This window comes from Amycolatopsis sp. NPDC051071 (genome assembly GCF_040682875.1).
Taxonomy (GTDB): Bacteria; Actinomycetota; Actinomycetes; order Mycobacteriales; family Pseudonocardiaceae; genus Amycolatopsis.
Genome location: NZ_JBFBBY010000064.1, coordinates 1 through 15356 on the forward strand (window position 1 = coordinate 1; position 15356 = coordinate 15356).

Genomic DNA, 15356 nt, shown 5'->3' on the forward strand with positions numbered 1-15356 from the left:
AAGCAATTAAGCTTTCCGCACAAAAGCGCGTGAAGGCCCCCTTCCCTCGACTGAGCCGAGGGAAGGGGGCCTTCACGCGCGAACGTCAGTAGGTGATCGCGACCGCGGGGTCGGCCAGGAGTGCGCCGACGTCGGCCAGGAACTCCGAACCCTGCTGCCCGTCGACCACGCGGTGGTCGAAGCTCAGCGAAAGCTGGAGTACCTTGCGCACCTTGATCTCGCCGTCGACGACCCACGGGGTGTCCTTGATCGCGCCGAGGCACAGGATCGCGGACTCGCCGGGGTTGATGATCGGCGTACCGGTGTCGACGCCGAAGACGCCGACGTTGGTGATGGTGATCGTGCCGCCGAGCATCGCCGCCGGGGTCGTCTTGCCCTCGCGGGCGACGTCCGTCAGCTCGGTGAGCGCGATCGCGAGTTCCTTGAGGGACAGCGAATCCGCGTCACGGACCTTGGGAACGACGAGCCCGCGCGGGGTGGCCGCGGCGATCCCGAGGTGCACGTAGTCCTTGTAGACGATCTCCTGCGCGGCCTCGTCCCACACGGCGTTGACGTCCGGAGTGCGCTTCGCAGCCAGGCAGACGGCCTTCGCCGCGAAGGTCAGCGGAGTGACCTTGACCCCGGCGAATTCACGCGACTTCTTCAGCTTCTCCCGGAATTCCATCATCGGCGTGACGTCGATGGTGAGGAACTCCGTGACGTGCGGGGCGGTGTACGCGCTCTGCACCATCGCGGCCGCGGTGGCCTTGCGGACGCCCTTGATCGGCACCCGGCGTTCCCGCGTCGCGGGGTCGTAGCCGGCGTCCGAATTGGACACAGCGGAAGCAGGCGCGGCCGAGCCGTTGGCGGCGGCGTGGACGTCGTCACGGGTGATGACGCCGCCGTCCGCCGTGCCGGTGAGCGCGTGCAGGTCGACGCCGAGGTCCTTGGCGAGTTTGCGCACCGGCGGCTTCGCCAGCGGCACGTACCCGCCCTTCGGAGTGGCAGGCGCGGGCGCCGGAGGAGCCACCGCCGCCGGAGCGACCGGAGCGACCGGGGCAACAGGGGCAACAGGAGCGGCGGCGGGTGCCGCGCCCTTCCGCGCCCGGCGCTGCGTGAGGACGGCCTTGGAGCCGTAGCCGACCAGCGGCTTCATCTCCTCCTCGGCCGGTTCCTCGGCAGCGGCGGCGGGTGCCGGGGTGGCGGCCGGTGCGGCCTTGCCGCCGGGGTCGACGTCGATGGTGAGGATCGGCGCGCCGACCTCCACCGTCTGCCCCGGTTCGACGAGCAGTTCGGTGACCACGCCCGCCCACGGGATGGGTAGTTCGACGGCGGCCTTCGCGGTCTCGATCTCGACCACGATCTGGTTCACCGTCACGGTGTCACCCGGTTTGACCTGCCAGGCGATGATGTCGGCCTCGGTCAGCCCCTCCGCCGTGTCGGCCAAGGGGAACTGTTTGTATTCGGGCATTTCGGGAACTTCCCCCTTACCAGGCGAGTGAGCGGTCGACGGTGTGCAGCACCCGGTCCAGGTCGGGGAGGTAGTGCTCCTCGAGCTTGGCAGGCGGGTACGGCGTGTCGAAACCGGTCACGCGGAGTACGGGGGCTTCGAGCGAGTAGAAGCATTCCTGCTGCACGCGAGCGGCGATTTCCGAGGTCAGCGACGATTCCGACGGCGCCTCGCTCAGTGCGATGAGCCGTCCGGTCTTGCGCACCGACTCGAACACCGGCTCCAGGTCGAGCGGGGACAGCGTCCGCAGGTCGATGACCTCGAGCGACTTGCCCTCGTCCTCGGCGGCGGTAGCCGCGTCCAGCGCGACCTTCACCGACGGGCCGTACGCGACGACGGTCGCTGTCGTGCCTTCGCGGACGACACGGGACTTGAACAGCTGGTCCGGTGTGGCCTCGACGTCCACTTCGGACTTCATCGCGCCCGAGTGGTAGAGCTTCTTCGGCTCGAAGAACAGGATCGGGTCGTCGGCTTTGATCGCCTGCTGGATGCCCCAGTAGGCGTCGACGGCGTTCGAAACCGACACGACCTTGAGGCCGGGGATGTGCGCGAACAGCGATTCCGGCGACTCCGAGTGGTGCTCGACCGCGCCGATGCCGCCGCCGAACGGCACCCGGATCACGATGGGCATCTTGATCTTGCCCTGCGTCCGGTAGTGCAGCTTCGCGACCTGGCTGGAGATCTGGTCGAAACCAGGGAAGATGAAGCCTTCGAACTGGATCTCGCATACCGGGCGGAAACCGCGGACGGCCAGGCCGACCGCGGTGCCGATAATGCCCGACTCCGCGAGGGGCGTGTCCAGCACGCGCTGCTCGCCGAAGTCCTTCTGCAGGCCGTCGGTGATGCGGAAGACGCCGCCGAGCTTGCCGACGTCCTCACCCATGATCAGGACCTTCGGGTCCTCTTCCATGGCACGCCGGAGGCCGAGGTTGATCGCCTTGCCGATGGTGAGTTTCTGGAGGTCGCTCATTTCAGTGCTCCCCCGCCGCGACGAAACCGTCCAGGTAGGACAGGAACTCTTCGCGCTGCGCGTCCAGCAGCGGCGTGGACTCCGCGTAGACGTTGGAGAAGATCCGCTCGGGCGGCGGCTCCGGCATGTTGAAGCAGTACTCGCGCAGCTCGGCCGCGAAAGCGTCCGAATCGGCCTGCACCTGGTCGAAGAACGCCTGGTCGGCGCCGCCACCGCGGGCGAGGTACGCCCGGACGCGCTCGATCGGGTCCTTCAGCTTCCACTCCTCCAGCTCGTCGGAGAGCCGGTAACGGGAGGGGTCGTCGGTGGTGGTGTGCGCGTCCATGCGGTAGGTGAACGCCTCGATCAGCACCGGGCCGTTGCCGTGGCGGCATTCCTCCAGCGCCCAGCGGGAGACCGCGAGGCAAGCGAGGACGTCGTTGCCGTCCACGCGGATACCGGGGAAGCCGTAACCGCGGGCGCGCTGGTAGAGCGGCAACCGCGACTGGCGTTCGGTGGGTTCGGAGATCGCCCACTGGTTGTTCTGGCAGAAGAACACGAGCGGCGCGTCGTAGACCGCGGCCCAGACGAAGCCTTCGTGGACGTCGCCCTGCGAAGTCGCTCCATCACCGAAGTAGCAGATGGTGGCTTCGCCGTCGTCGTCGCCGACCTTGCCTTCGAACTTCTGGCCCATGGCGTAACCGGCGGCGTTGAGCACCTGGTTGGCGATGACGATGGTGTACGGGTGGAAACCGTGGGCCTTGTAGTCCCAGCCGCTGTGATCGGTGCAGCGGAAGATGCCCAGCAAATCCTTCATGTCGATGCCGCGGGTATACGCGACGCCGTGTTCGCGGTAGCTGGGGAACGCCATGTCCTCCGGCCTCAGCGCACGGCCGGAGCCGATCTGTGCGGCCTCCTGGCCGAGCAGCGGGACCCAGATGCCGAGCTGACCCTGGCGCTGCATGGCGTTAGCCTCGCGGTCCGCGCGGCGGACCAGGACCATGTCGCGGTACAGGCCACGGAGTGCTTCGGCGTCGATGTCGTCGACATACCGGTCGAATCGCGGCGAGGAAACCCGTTCGCCTTCGGGGGTGAGCAGCTGAGTCAGCTCAGCTCCACCTTCACTCGTCGCTCGCAAACCGGCGATCACCTGTTCGGGGGAAGGTTGCGCCGCTGCCGCGGCGGGACCGTCTCCAGGTTCCGGGTGCGTCCACTGTTCGGACGGCATGCGCTGTTCTCCTTGATGTCGGCGCCTCTGGCGGCCACTTGTGGCGGCCACAGGGACTGCGCCGGCGGAACCAGCGCGTCGGATCTGAAGCGCTGGGTCACCGTCGGCGTTGACGGTTCACGCCGTCATCCTGGCATGCCGGACGCCCTTTTGGTCAGTGGAGGATGCTGATTTGTTGCTGAGAAAAGGTGTCTGAACAGGGAAAATGCTAGGACGCCCGAGTATGGGGCCGCCGAAAGTAGGGGATTCACCCGCGTGCCGACCAGCGGCTCACGAGCACCGCCGGGCGTTGTGTCCGCCTTGATCACGCACCAGCCGCGGTGCGCCGTTGTGACCCATCACACCCTCGCGGACCCGTGGCAGGATGGCGGACGTGGAGCAGAAATCCGTACGCGAAACCGTGGTTTCGAACTGGACGCACGACGTCCTTCCCAGCTTGTCCGGCCTGGTCGCGATCCCCGCGTTGTCGCCGGCCTTCGACTCCGATTGGAAGGCGAGCGGTCATCTGGCCGTCGCCGTCGAGCACGTCCGCGCCTGGATCGCCGCCCGGGAGATCCCCGGCGCGTCGCTCGAGGTCGTGGAACTCGAAGGCCGCAGCCCGCTGCTGGTCGTCGACATCCCGGCGACGTCAGAAGCGGCCGACAAGGGCACCGTGCTGATGTACGGGCACCTCGACAAGCAGCCCCCGGTCGGCGGCTGGTCCGAGGGGCTCGACCCGTGGACGCCGGTGATCCGCGACGGCCGCCTGTACGGCCGCGGCGCCGTCGACGACGGCTACTCCGGCTACGCGGCGACCACCGCGATCGAGGCCGTGCGCGCCGCCGGTGGCGAGCACTCCCGCGCGGTCGTGCTGCTCGAAACCGGTGAGGAGTCCGGCAGCCCGGACCTCCCCGCGTACGTCGAGCACCTGAAGGAACGGCTCGGCGCCGTCTCGCTGGTCGTCTGCCTCGACGCGGGCGGCACCGACTACAAGCGACTGTGGCTGACTACCAGCCTGCGCGGCATGCTGCACGTCAACGTCACCGTGAAGGTGCTCGAATCCGCGCAGCACTCCGGCATGGCCAGCGGCATCGTGGCCAGTTCGTTCCGCGTGCTGCGTGCGCTGATCGACCGGATCGAGAACGTCGAGACCGGCGAGATCAAGCTCGCCGAACTCAGCGTCGACATCCCGGAGAACCGGGTCGACGAAGCGCGTGGCGTCGCCGAGATCGTGCCCGGCGCGGCGAAGACGCTCTTCCCGGTGGTCGGCCGTCCGGTCTCCGACGACGACCTCGAACTGCTGCTCAACAACTCGTGGCGGCCGACACTGTCGGTGATCGGCGCGGAGGGCTTCCCGCTCCCGGCCGAGGCGGGCAACGTGCTGCGTGACAGGACCACGCTCACGCTGAGCTTTCGCCTGCCGCCGACGGCCGATGCGAAGGCCGCCATGGAGGCGGTCCGCCGGGTCCTCACCACCGACGTCCCTTACGACGCTTCGGTCGAGCTCAGCGACTTCCAGGCCGAGAACGGCTGGAACGCGCCGGTCACCGCGCCGTGGCTCGACGAGGTCCTGCACCACGTGAGCGGCGAGGTCTTCGGCGCGCCGCACAAGAGCTACGGCATGGGCGGATCGATCCCGTTCATGGGCCTGCTCGGCGAGAAGTACCCGGACGCGCAGTTCGTCGTCACCGGCGCCTGCGGCCCGGACTCGAACATCCACGTGCCGGACGAGTGGTTGAACATCGAGTTCGCGCAGCGGGTCACCGAAGCGGTCGCGCACATCCTGGACGCACACGCCCGGAGCTGATTTCGCTCGCTCAAGTGCGATGAACGGCCCGCTACCGGCGAATTTCGCGAGTAACGGGCCGTTCATCGCACGGCGGGAGGGTTGTGCCCGAGACCCGATCCCGCGAGTTCCGCCCCCAAGCACGCGAGTTACGCCTTCAAGCACGCGAGTTACGCCTTCAAGCACGCGGTGAGTCCGCCGGGCCTGATGGCTCACGTCAGCCGGGTCAGCTGCACCGAGACGTCCAAAGTGGACTGACCGCCGCCGGTGAAGATGCCCTCGAGCGGCGCGACGTCGGCGTAGTCCCGCCCGTAGGCCTGCTGCTGCTGTTGCTGGGTCGTGGTCAGCTCGGGGCCCTGTTCGGCGGTCAGACCATCCACTTGGGACAGTTCGCCGAATGCGGGCCGTTCAAGTTCGGTCGCCCTAGATATCGGCGAGAAAGGCTTCGAGCGCGCGGACTCGTTGCGCCACACCGCGTTCGAGTTTGCTCCATTCGGCGGAAGTGATCACGCGGGGAACCAGGTCGAGCGGGACGGGCGTTCCTGGCCGGAGAGCGAGAACGTGATGCCCTGATCCACCATCGCCCGGTCGATCGCCGCCGAGCGGGACGACGAATCCGTCGAGGTCAGCGCGGAGATCGATTCGTACAGCGCCTGGTACGGCTGGCGGACCGTGCCGTCCGCGGTGAACACCTCGTCATACGCGCCCGCGTGCGGCCGGACCGGCGAGAGATAGCCGGCGAACCGCGCTCCAGGTTTTGACGCCCGCCTCGCCGAAGTCGTCGCACGAGGGCGGCGGCCCGCCAGGGGAGGCGCGGCGCCGAGTTGTTGTTCATGGTCGACTAATAGCCAGTGACGCCCGAAACGGCGCTGTAACGTCGTAGTGCTGTGATTGCCGCCGGATGAGTGGCAATATGCGTGCTCTCGACACATGGGAACTACAAGGAGTGACGACGTGGCTCGATTGAAAGCGCTCGCCCTGATCCCGGCGCTCGCCCTGGCCGCGGGTGCGCTGTCCGCGTGCGGGGAGGAAGGCGGAACCGCGGCAGGCGGCGTCCAGCTCGTCGCGTCCGGCAAGATCACCACCTGCACGCACCTGCCGTACCAGCCGTTTCAGGTCAAACAGGGCGACAAGATCGTCGGCTTCGACGTCGACCTTGTCGACCTGGTGGGGAAGAAGCTGAGCGTCGAACAGAGCATCGTCGACATCGCCTTCGAGAACATCGAGTCCGGCGAAGCGATGAACAGCGGGCAATGCGATGTGGCCGCCGCCGGCATGACGATCACCGACAAGCGCAAGACGAAGTTCGACTTCTCCGACCCGTACTTCGAGGCGACCCAGGCGCTGCTGGTCAAGGTCGGTTCGCCGATCAAGGATCTGACAAGCGTCGCGGGCAAGAAGATCGGTGTCCAGTCGGCCACCACCGGTGCCGACTACGCCAAGGACAATGCCAAGGGCGCGGAGATCGTCACCTTCGACGACCTCGCGCTGCTGGAGCAGGCCGTGAAGAACGGAACGGTCGACGCGGGCGTCAACGACAACGGCGTGCTCTACGACTTCGCGAAGACGAACACGGACACCACGGTCGTCACCGAGTTCAAGACGGACGAGTTCTACGGCATCGGCGTGAAGAAGGGCAGCACCGCCCTGCTCGGCCAGATCAACGAGGTGCTGAAGGCGTCCGTGGCGGACGGCTCGTACGCGCGGATCTACCAGAAGTGGTTCGGCAAGGCGCCGACCTGGCAGCCGGGCAGCCCGACCGCCGGTTGATAACCACTCCACTGTGGCCGGTGCCCTGTGCACCGGCCACAGGTTTGTCGCCACCTGTTTGAGGAGAGAAATGGCTTTGAGCCGCCGCCAGCGACGTTCGGCGTTCCGGACCGGGCAATACGTCCTGCTGCTGGTGATCGTCATCGTGCTCGCGCTGCTGGCCGACTGGAGCAAAATCGGCAAGGCGTTCTTCGATCTCGACGTCGCCGCCAAGCAGTTCCCCGACGTGATCACGGTCGCGCTGAAGAACACCGTCGTCTTCACCGCCCTCGGTTTCGTGCTCGGTCTGGGGCTGGGTCTCCTGCTCGCCCTGATGAGGCTTTCTTCGGTCGCCCCCTACCGCTGGTTCGCGCGTGGGTACATCGAGTTCTTCCGCGGCCTGCCCGCGTTGCTGATCTTCCTCGCCGTCGGCATCGGTGTCCCGACGGCGTTCAACACGCAGGTACCGCGCAACGTCGCGATCATGCTGGCGCTGGGCATCGTGTCGTCGGCGTACATGGCGGAGACCATCCGCGCCGGTATCCAGGCGGTGCCGCGCGGGCAGGTCGAGGCCGCGCGTTCGCTCGGCATGTCACCCGCGCGCACGATGATCACCGTCGTCATCCCGCAGGCGTTCCGGATCATCCTGCCGCCGCTGGCCAACGAGCTGATCATGCTGACGAAGGACTCTTCGCTCGCGTTCCTGCTCGGCACCACGCCGGCGCAGCAGGAGCTGGCTCAGTTCAGCCGTCAGGCGCTGCTGGAGGCCAAGGGCCTGACCCCGATCGTCGTCGCGGGTCTCTGCTATCTGGTCATCACCATTCCGCTGTCGATCCTGCAGCAGCGGCTAGAGAAGAAATACGGAGCCGGAGTGCCCGGCGGAGGAACGGTATGAGCACCCAGACTGAAGCCGGCCCGATTGTCCAAGTTTCGGGACTGCACAAGGCTTTCGGCGAACTCGAGGTACTCAAGGGCATCGACCTGCGGGTCGAGCGGGGCCAGGTCGTCTGCATCATCGGCCCGTCCGGTTCGGGCAAGTCGACGTTGTTGCGCTGCGTCAACCTCCTCGAAGAACCGCAGCAGGGCAAGATCGTGGTCAACGGCAGTGAGATCACCGACCCGGACGTCGACATCGACGGCGCCCGTACGAAAATCGGCATGGTCTTCCAGTCGTTCAACCTCTTCTCGCATCTGACCGTGCTCGAAAACCTGACCGTCGCGCAGCGGAAGGTGCTCAAGCGCGGCAAGGAGGAATCGGAACGCATCGCGCGGGAGAACCTCGCGAAGGTCGGCCTGGCGGAGAAGGAGACTTCGCTGCCGACGCAGCTGTCCGGCGGCCAGCAGCAGCGTGTCGCGATCGCCAGGGCGCTGTCGATGGACCCGGACGTCATGCTGTTCGACGAGCCGACGTCGGCACTCGACCCCGAACTGGTCGGCGATGTCCTCGCGGTCATGCGGCAGCTGGCGCACGAGGGCATGACGATGCTCGTCGTCACGCACGAGATGCAGTTCGCCCGTGAGGTGGCCGACATCGTGCTGTTCATGGACGGCGGCGTCGTCGTCGAACAGGGCGCGCCGGACCAGGTCATCGGCGACCCGCAGGAGGAACGGACCAAGGCGTTCCTGTCGCGGGTACTGAACCCGAACCACCAGGATTAGCGGCCCCTGAGCTGCGACTCCAGCTGGACCACCTTGGCGGCGACTTCGTGCGGCCCGGCGCCCATGAGGCTCACCCAGCCCTTGGCGTCGGCGCCGAACACGACCCGGCCCTGCTCGGTGTCCATCCAGCCCGGTGGCTTTTCGACGCGTTTCCGGTTGCCGCCGCCGTCACGGATGGCGACGTACAGCCTGCCGAAGAAGGTGTGCGGCGACCGGATCCACTGGAGGACTTTCTTGGCGTCGCGGATGCTCGGGCTACTGCCGGTCAGCAGTTCGCCTTGCATGAGGACGTGCAGGTCGGCCTCCGAGCAGTTCAGTGACGGAGTGCGGGCACCGGGTGCCTCGGGAAGCAGTCCGGTGAAGTCCTGCGCGAGCGTGTCCGGCCGGGTCGGCGTCAGGTAGACGACCTTGTCGACCAGGACGACCGTGAGCGCCTCCCGGCCGCTGCCCGCGGCGCGAACGGTCCGCTCACGACCCTCGGACTTCACCCACGAGTAGTACTCGACCGCGGGCCGCTGCAGGAACCGCAGGGTGTCGAGGAACTCGTCGGCGATCCTGCCCTGCCTGAGCAGTCCCTGTCTGTCCAATTCGGACTGAGCGGTGGCCTTGAGCTCGCGCCGTTCCTCGGGCAGGTACCACTGCGCGCCGCGGACGAGCGTCGGGTGAATGTCGCCGAGATTGTGTTGGTCCAGAAGGGTTTCATACGTCTGGAGCGTCAGTTCGACAGGTTTTTGGAGCACGTTACGCGCCGATCACCGGCGGAACCGGCTTGTCCCCGTCGTAGCCGCCGAAGAGGGAGTCGCCGTCCTCTTCCTGCAGCGTGATCTTGCGCTGGTGCTCCTCGTCCTCGCCGCCCTTGCCACCTTTACCCGCGCCGGCGCCACCCATGCCGCCACCCATCCCGGACGCGCCGGGCTTCCCCGCGCCACCCGCCATCGGCCCGCCCGCCGGGTTGCCGCGCATCGGGCCTTCGCCGGGCATCCCGGCCCCGACACCGCGACCGGGCCCCATGCTCCCGGGCGTCGATCCACCCGGCCCGAACCCGCCGCCGGGCCCAAACCCGCCGCTGAACCCACCACTGCCCGGCCCGAACCCGCTTCCGCCGCCGGGCCCTGGGTTGTTGCCGCCGGGCCCGAAGTTCGGCGGCCGGTGCTCGCCTGGACGCATCTGCGGCCCGCGGTCTGTCCTGGACAGGTCGGTCTGGTCGTTCGGCCGCGGAGAGGGCATCGGCGCCGGCCGCGGAGGTCGCGGCATCTGGGGCATTCTCGGCGGCTGCGAGATCTGCGGCGGCCTCGGCGCCTGATACCCCTCGGCCCCCGGAGGCGCGCTGTACGAACTCGGCCCGCCGGTGTACCCGCCGGGGCCACCGTGCCTTCCCGAGTCACCACCCGAGTGCCCGCCGCTGAAACCGCTCACCTTGGTCTGCCCCGGATCCACGGGATCCGGCGTGATTGGCCCCGCCGACACATTCGGATCATGCGCGGCCGGGTAAACCGGCGCGAGCGTCTGCTGCCGAGGCTGCGTGCTCTGGTAATACGGCTCGTAAACCTCGACGTTGTGCTTGGTGTCCGCGTCGAACTTCGCGGCGGCGATCTCGTCGTCACTGGCACCGATGGACAGCACGTCCTCCGGCCCGCTGTCCCCCGCGCGCTCCTTCTCCACCGGACGGACGTTGCCGCGCGTGTAGTGGAAGGACCCGTTCTGGTCGAACATCGACTGACGGGCGCGATTCATGTTCTCGCCCGCGATCTTGGAGGTCGCGATGAGCGGGGCGAGGCCGGCCGCTCCGCTTTCGGCGGCCTTGCCCTTCCAGAAGGACGTCAGTGCGGTCTGGCTGTTGCCCATGGCCGTGCTGATTTCCTCGTGAATCACCATCAGCTTGTGGGACGAAACCTGTGCCCTGTCGAGGGTCTCTGTCGTCGCGGGGTTGGCGTTGAGTTTGGTGAAGATCTCCCAACCGCTATAGGTCATCGCCTATGCCCCCTTGAGATTCTTGATCGCCGCGGAGGCGACCTTCACTGCCAATCCGCACGGATCCGAATAGGACGGGTGCTCGCTGGAAAGTCGCGGGATGACGTTGTAGACGAGATCGTTCCGAACACCGACGGCGAGCGTGCAGTTTCCCTTGCCCTCACCTCCGTTGGCGTAGATGACGGCCGGATAGCCGGCGATCTGATACACCGGTTTGAAGGTTGTGAGGCTTCCGGCGGCCTTTTGTGCGTACAGAGCACTCAGGCCGTCCTTGTTTCCCGTAACGAGGCCGGCATTGAGGGTGTTCGGGCTCACTTCGAAGACCCAGGTGCAACCCTTGCCCGCTGTCATGTCTTCGGACCGGGACCGCTTGACCTTTCCCGCGATCGTCTCCAATTCGGCGGTGGGAATCGCGCTGCACGGGTCTGACTCCACCGCCGCGGTGTTCGTGATCGGATCCACTACGGCAGGGGCCCCGGCGGACGGAAGTCCGGTCGACGGAGGCGCACTGGTCGGAGTGGGATTACCGGTCTTCTCGCCGCTGCACCCGCCGAGCAGTGCGACCGAGGCCAGAGTCGCGATGGTCATGAACGTGGCCGTAACTCGCATCAGGCGGTCTTTCCAATCTGGCGGAGGGCGTCGAGGGCAGCCTGGTCCTGCTCTTGATAGGCGGTGCGGATCTTCTTCAAAGTCTCAAGGTAGGCCAAGGTGTAATCGCGTGCGCTCTGCAGGAAGGCTTGGTACGCCGCTCCTGATTTGTTCGCCGCGGCCGCGTAGCCTTCACTGCCTACCTCTTGGCCAGGGGGCTGAATCAGCGTCAGCCAGGCGGCGTGGTCCTGCGCTCGGCTGAAGTCGTTCTCGAGGCTGTCCTCAAGTGACTTGATGACCCCGTCCATGGCTTCAGGGTCGAACTCCCAGCCACTGTTCCCCGACGCGGCCGCGAAGTCGGCCTTCGCCTGCCCCGCGCCCAATTCGCCATAGTTCGGCGGCGGCCCCGGCGGTGGCGGTGCCGCGGCGGCGCCCGGGATGAGTCCCGAGCCCGGCGGCGGTGCCTGCGGTGCCGTCGTGTTCAGCTGGTTGTAGATCCCCTGGGGGCCGCTTCCCGGTCCAGTCATGTCGTGCCTCCCCGCACGGGCCGCGATGGGGCCGCGACCTACCCGTAGTTCACCTCTGACTCCAACCGGTGACGATAGCAGCAGGTAAACCGCCGATCAGCCCCTTCGTGAAAGATCACCATCAAAAGATGGCAATTGGGTGCGGTATGTCCTGAACAGCCCCTTCGCGTGCTCCGGAACCCCGGCGGCCGTTCTGCCGTCGTAATCCGGTGACAGGTTCCGGTCTACTTCCCTGGGCCACTTGCGGATCCTGCGCGTGATCGGCTTCGCTGGTGGCCGGGGAACGACGGGGGAGGGAAGCGAACGATGCCGGGCTTTCGGCGCAACAATGGGCCGCGCGAACCGGGGGAGGGCGAGGTGAATCGGGCTGTTCCGAGTGATTCGGCCCTTCCGCCGCTCGACCCGTTCGACCCGAACCCCGACAAGCGGTACGAGGTTCCGGCGTCCGAGCTGATGAAGCCGGGTACGACGGGGCTGCTCCGGTGGCGTCGTCAGGCGACCAACGCGCCGATCGTGCAGGTCGAGGACGCGTACATCACCGGGACGCTCGATCTGCGTGCGGCCGACATCAAGTACCTGTTCCGGTTCGAGCGCTGCCGCTTCGAGCATCCGCCGGACGTCCGCGAGGCGCATCTGCTCGGGCTCGTGTTCCGCAAATGCTGGCTGCCCGGCCTCAAGGCGCGCAACCTCCGCACCCGCAACGACGTCCGCCTGATCCGCAGTGTGGTGCACGTCGACGGCGACCACGAGATCGAGGAGACCACGGTCCAGCGCGGCGACGATCGCGAGCGCGGGATGCCGAACGCGGCGGTCAACCTCACCGACGCGGTCATCGAGGGTTCGGTCGTGCTGACCCGTACGGTGATCTCCCATCCACGCGGCAAGGCGATCCAGGCCGACCGCGTCAACATCGTCGGCGCGTTGCTGGCATATCGCCTGGTGGCCAACGGGGAAGTCCGCATCCCGGGTATGCGGGCCGGCGGTAACGTCAATTTCTCCGGCGCGACGCTGAACAACCGGGACGGCTTCGCCCTCAACGGGAACGGGATCCACATCGGCGGCAGCCTGCTTTGCGAGGTCGACAACTACGGGCCCGCCTCACAGCGTAAACGCTTCTCCGCCAACGGGATCATGTTCCTGCCGAGCGCCACTGTGGACAGTGACATCATTTTGCGCGAGGCCAAGCTCACGGTGAACCAGTCCGGGCCGATCGTCGTCGACGCGTGGAAGTCGAACGATCCGTATATCGATCCGCGGCCGGCGCTGGTCGCCGACCGGTTGTCCGTCAACGGAAACCTCGAACTCAGTGACGGTATGCAGGCGACCGGGACACTGCGGATGGTCAACGCGCGGATCGGCGGTTCGCTGCGGCTGGCGGGCGCCGAGGTCAAGGTCGTGCGCGGGCAGAGCACGCCGTACTACGACCGGGCGATCCATCTCGACGGGACCACGATCGGCGGCGACATCGAGGCGACGAGCCTGCGTGTGCCGTCTGGGCAGCTTCGGATGGCCGACATCACCGTCGGCGGCAACGTGCTGGCCTGGAACTCGCTGTTCCTGCATCCGCGCCGGGACGTTTTCTCCGCACGCCGCGCGAAGATCGCCGGAAACTTCCAGCTCACCGACGCCACCGTCCAGGGAACGCTGCGGCTGCAGGGTGCCGAGGTCGGCGGCAGCGTGAACTTGTTCGGTACCAGCCTGACCGAACCGGGTGCGCGTACGAACACCAGCTACTCGCTGGACGTCCGTACCGCGCGGATCGGCCGGGACCTCGTGCTCACCGAGGACAAGGAACGCCCGTTCGTCGCGCAGGGCGGGGTCAACCTCGACGGCGCGCAGGTCGCGCGGCGGGTCGATTTCCGCGGTGCGCGGCTCGGTTCGCTGCCGCAGCACGGGATCGCGCTCGACGGGAGCGACGTCTCGGCCGACGAATTCCTGCTCACTCCGGCCACCCCGCCGGACGGCCGGATCGTGCTGCGGCGCGCGCATTGCGGGACGCTGGGCGACAACGAGGCGTTCTGGGCGTCGACGGCGGGGATCGAGCTGGAGGATTTCCGCTACGACGCGCTGCAGGAGGACATCGCCCTCGACGACGACCGGGCGATCGACCATCGGATCGTGTTGCTGCGCAAGGCGATGGACGGCTACCGGCCGGGGCCGTATGACCAGCTGGCCGCGACGCTGCGCGCGTCCGGTAATGAAGAGCATGCCTCCACCGTGCTGCTGAAGAAGCAGCAGTTCCGGTACGAGGCGCTCGCGAAGGGCTTCAAGTTCTTCGGTCCCGGCGTGCACGTCTGGAGCTGGCTGCAGCGGTCGATGGTCGGCTACGGCTTCCGGCCGGTGCGCGCGCTCGGGTGGCTGCTGACGCTGCTCGTGCTCGGAAGCCTGTGGTTCGGGCTCGGGATCGACGATTGCATCACCAATCCCAAACTCACCGTGAGCGGCCCGCGTTGCCTGGTCAACCAGGACGACACCGGGCTGCAGTGGAACCCGGTGCTGTACACGGTCGACCTGCTGGTCCCGATCGTCGACTTCGGCAACAAGTCGCGCTGGTACATGCACGGGACGGACAACTGGGTCGCGGCCGGGTTCACCGCGTCGGGCTGGGTGCTGGCGACGACGGTCGCGGCGGGTATCAGTCGCATGCTCCGTCGGGACAACTAGAGGTATTTCACATACCCTCAGTACGGAGGTATGTGATGACCGAACCCAGCGCCACCGGCAAGATCGCGATCGCCGCCCCGCGCGAGAAGGTGTACGCCCTGGTCAGCGACCCAGGCGTGCTCGCCGGGATGGCCGAGGAGTACGAGGGACACCGCTGGCTCGGCGAGGCGGCAGGCGCCGCTGTCGGCGCGAAGTTCCGTGGCCGCAACCGTCGAGGGGTCCGCCGCTGGAGCACCCTCTCGACGATCACCGACGCCGACGAAGGCAAACGGTTCGCGTTCGAGGTGACCACCTTCGCCGGACTCCCCGTCGCGCGATGGCAGTACGACATCGAGGAGTCGGGTGATGGCTGTGTCGCCGTGGAAAGCACGTGGGACCGGCGACCGGGCTGGCTTCGCGGCCCGACGTCGCTGTTCACCGGGGTCTGGAAGCGGGACGACGCCAACCGGGCGAACATCGCCGCGACGCTGGCCAGGCTGAAGACCGCCGCCGAGTCCTGACTGCTAGCACGGCCTGGCCCGGATCGCGAAAAGAGCAAGGGACCTTTGCTATCGCCTGGGCCGCATTTGGTGACGCCGCAGCCTCGCGACGCCCACATGTAGTGCCTCAACCGCGAAAACTCAAGGTGTGAACGGTCCGTTCATGACTTGCTCCGGGCTCTCCGGGCTCACCGGGCCGCTGAGGCGTGACTGTGTGGATCTTGGCTCGTCCAACGCGCCGAAATCCACACAGTCAGGGGTGGGATCCGGCACGCCTGAGCGAACCCG

13 protein-coding genes and 2 pseudogenes are annotated in these 15356 nt (G+C 67.3%); 6 read left to right on the top strand and 9 right to left on the bottom strand.

All coding sequences use genetic code 11. From position 1 onward, the window contains the following. Nucleotides 1-85: 85 nt before the first annotated feature. From AB0M65_RS21200 to pdhA, 3 genes are read right to left on the bottom strand one after another with little or no spacing between them, the layout of a single operon-like run. Nucleotides 86-1450 carry a dihydrolipoamide acetyltransferase family protein gene (locus tag AB0M65_RS21200; protein ID WP_364029843.1) on the bottom strand — a complete coding sequence of 455 codons (1365 nt, stop codon included), beginning with the start codon at nt 1448-1450 and terminating at the stop codon, nt 86-88. A gap of 16 nt (nt 1451-1466) precedes the next feature. Continuing rightward, a complete protein-coding gene (locus AB0M65_RS21205; RefSeq protein ID WP_364029846.1) occupies nt 1467-2459 on the bottom strand; it encodes an alpha-ketoacid dehydrogenase subunit beta in 993 nt (330 codons plus the stop codon). Between the two features lies 1 nt (nt 2460). After that, nucleotides 2461-3666, bottom strand: a complete 1206-nt coding sequence (gene pdhA, locus AB0M65_RS21210) for a pyruvate dehydrogenase (acetyl-transferring) E1 component subunit alpha (protein ID WP_364029849.1) — start codon at nt 3664-3666, stop codon at nt 2461-2463. A 373-nt stretch (nt 3667-4039) separates the two neighbouring features. Here pdhA and AB0M65_RS21215 point away from each other — a divergent pair, with 373 nt between their 5' ends. Next, entirely contained in the window at nt 4040-5452 is a 1413-nt protein-coding gene (locus tag AB0M65_RS21215; protein ID WP_364029851.1) for a M20/M25/M40 family metallo-hydrolase, read from the top strand. Between the two features lie 191 nt (nt 5453-5643). Here the strand turns inward: AB0M65_RS21215 and AB0M65_RS21220 are convergent. Together AB0M65_RS21220 and AB0M65_RS21225 are read right to left on the bottom strand one after the other, a co-directional pair. After that, nucleotides 5644-5748, bottom strand: a pseudogene (locus AB0M65_RS21220) (transglutaminase family protein); the annotation flags it as partial. 109 nt (nt 5749-5857) lie between these two features. After that, nucleotides 5858-6266, bottom strand: a pseudogene (locus AB0M65_RS21225) (circularly permuted type 2 ATP-grasp protein); the annotation flags it as partial. Between the two features lie 119 nt (nt 6267-6385). Between AB0M65_RS21225 and AB0M65_RS21230 the strand changes: the two are divergent. The 3 genes from AB0M65_RS21230 (at nt 6386) to AB0M65_RS21240 (ending at nt 8839) form a co-directional block, all read left to right on the top strand. Further along, complete coding sequence (locus tag AB0M65_RS21230; RefSeq protein ID WP_364029854.1) at nt 6386-7201, top strand: transporter substrate-binding domain-containing protein; 816 nt, start codon at nt 6386-6388, stop codon at nt 7199-7201. A 70-nt stretch (nt 7202-7271) separates the two neighbouring features. Continuing rightward, nucleotides 7272-8075, top strand: a complete 804-nt coding sequence (locus AB0M65_RS21235; protein ID WP_364029857.1) for an amino acid ABC transporter permease — start codon at nt 7272-7274, stop codon at nt 8073-8075. Then, a complete protein-coding gene (locus AB0M65_RS21240) occupies nt 8072-8839 on the top strand; it encodes an amino acid ABC transporter ATP-binding protein (protein WP_364029860.1) in 768 nt (255 codons plus the stop codon). Before AB0M65_RS21235 ends, AB0M65_RS21240 begins: the two co-directional genes overlap by 4 nt. Here AB0M65_RS21240 and AB0M65_RS21245 read toward each other — a convergent pair. From AB0M65_RS21245 to AB0M65_RS21260, 4 genes are read right to left on the bottom strand one after another with little or no spacing between them, the layout of a single operon-like run. Next, the gene (locus tag AB0M65_RS21245; protein WP_364029863.1) at nt 8836-9579 is read right to left on the bottom strand and encodes an ESX secretion-associated protein EspG; all 744 of its coding nucleotides are present in this window, start codon (nt 9577-9579) and stop codon (nt 8836-8838) included. The two genes, AB0M65_RS21240 and AB0M65_RS21245, sit on opposite strands and share 4 nt — an antisense overlap. Before the next feature lies 1 nt (nt 9580). Next, nucleotides 9581-10810, bottom strand: a complete 1230-nt coding sequence (locus tag AB0M65_RS21250) for a hypothetical protein (RefSeq protein ID WP_364029866.1) — start codon at nt 10808-10810, stop codon at nt 9581-9583. 3 nt (nt 10811-10813) lie between these two features. Then, on the bottom strand, nt 10814-11419 hold the full coding sequence (locus tag AB0M65_RS21255; RefSeq protein ID WP_364029869.1) for a DUF3558 domain-containing protein: 606 nt from the start codon (nt 11417-11419) through the stop codon (nt 10814-10816). After that, nucleotides 11419-11925, bottom strand: a complete 507-nt coding sequence (locus AB0M65_RS21260; protein WP_364029872.1) for a hypothetical protein — start codon at nt 11923-11925, stop codon at nt 11419-11421. The genes AB0M65_RS21255 and AB0M65_RS21260 overlap by 1 nt, the downstream gene beginning before the upstream one ends. 306 nt (nt 11926-12231) lie before the next feature. Between AB0M65_RS21260 and AB0M65_RS21265 the strand changes: the two genes are divergently transcribed. Further along, a complete protein-coding gene (locus AB0M65_RS21265) occupies nt 12232-14589 on the top strand; it encodes an oxidoreductase (protein WP_364029875.1) in 2358 nt (785 codons plus the stop codon). A gap of 35 nt (nt 14590-14624) precedes the next feature. Further along, nucleotides 14625-15089 carry an SRPBCC family protein gene (locus tag AB0M65_RS21270; RefSeq protein ID WP_364029878.1) on the top strand — a complete coding sequence of 155 codons (465 nt, stop codon included), beginning with the start codon at nt 14625-14627 and terminating at the stop codon, nt 15087-15089. The last annotated feature ends 267 nt before the right edge of the window (nt 15090-15356 follow it).

Coding starts and splice junctions, on each gene's coding strand:
- AB0M65_RS21200 (WP_364029843.1), bottom strand. CDS start 1,450: ATGCCCGAATACAAACAGTTCCCCTTGGCCGACACGGCGGAGGGGCTG.
- AB0M65_RS21205 (WP_364029846.1), bottom strand. CDS start 2,459: ATGAGCGACCTCCAGAAACTCACCATCGGCAAGGCGATCAACCTCGGC.
- pdhA (WP_364029849.1), bottom strand. CDS start 3,666: ATGCCGTCCGAACAGTGGACGCACCCGGAACCTGGAGACGGTCCCGCC.
- AB0M65_RS21235 (WP_364029857.1), top strand. CDS start 7,272: ATGGCTTTGAGCCGCCGCCAGCGACGTTCGGCGTTCCGGACCGGGCAA.
- AB0M65_RS21240 (WP_364029860.1), top strand. CDS start 8,072: ATGAGCACCCAGACTGAAGCCGGCCCGATTGTCCAAGTTTCGGGACTG.
- AB0M65_RS21250 (WP_364029866.1), bottom strand. CDS start 10,810: ATGACCTATAGCGGTTGGGAGATCTTCACCAAACTCAACGCCAACCCC.
- AB0M65_RS21255 (WP_364029869.1), bottom strand. CDS start 11,419: ATGCGAGTTACGGCCACGTTCATGACCATCGCGACTCTGGCCTCGGTC.
- AB0M65_RS21260 (WP_364029872.1), bottom strand. CDS start 11,925: ATGACTGGACCGGGAAGCGGCCCCCAGGGGATCTACAACCAGCTGAAC.
- AB0M65_RS21265 (WP_364029875.1), top strand. CDS start 12,232: ATGCCGGGCTTTCGGCGCAACAATGGGCCGCGCGAACCGGGGGAGGGC.
- AB0M65_RS21270 (WP_364029878.1), top strand. CDS start 14,625: ATGACCGAACCCAGCGCCACCGGCAAGATCGCGATCGCCGCCCCGCGC.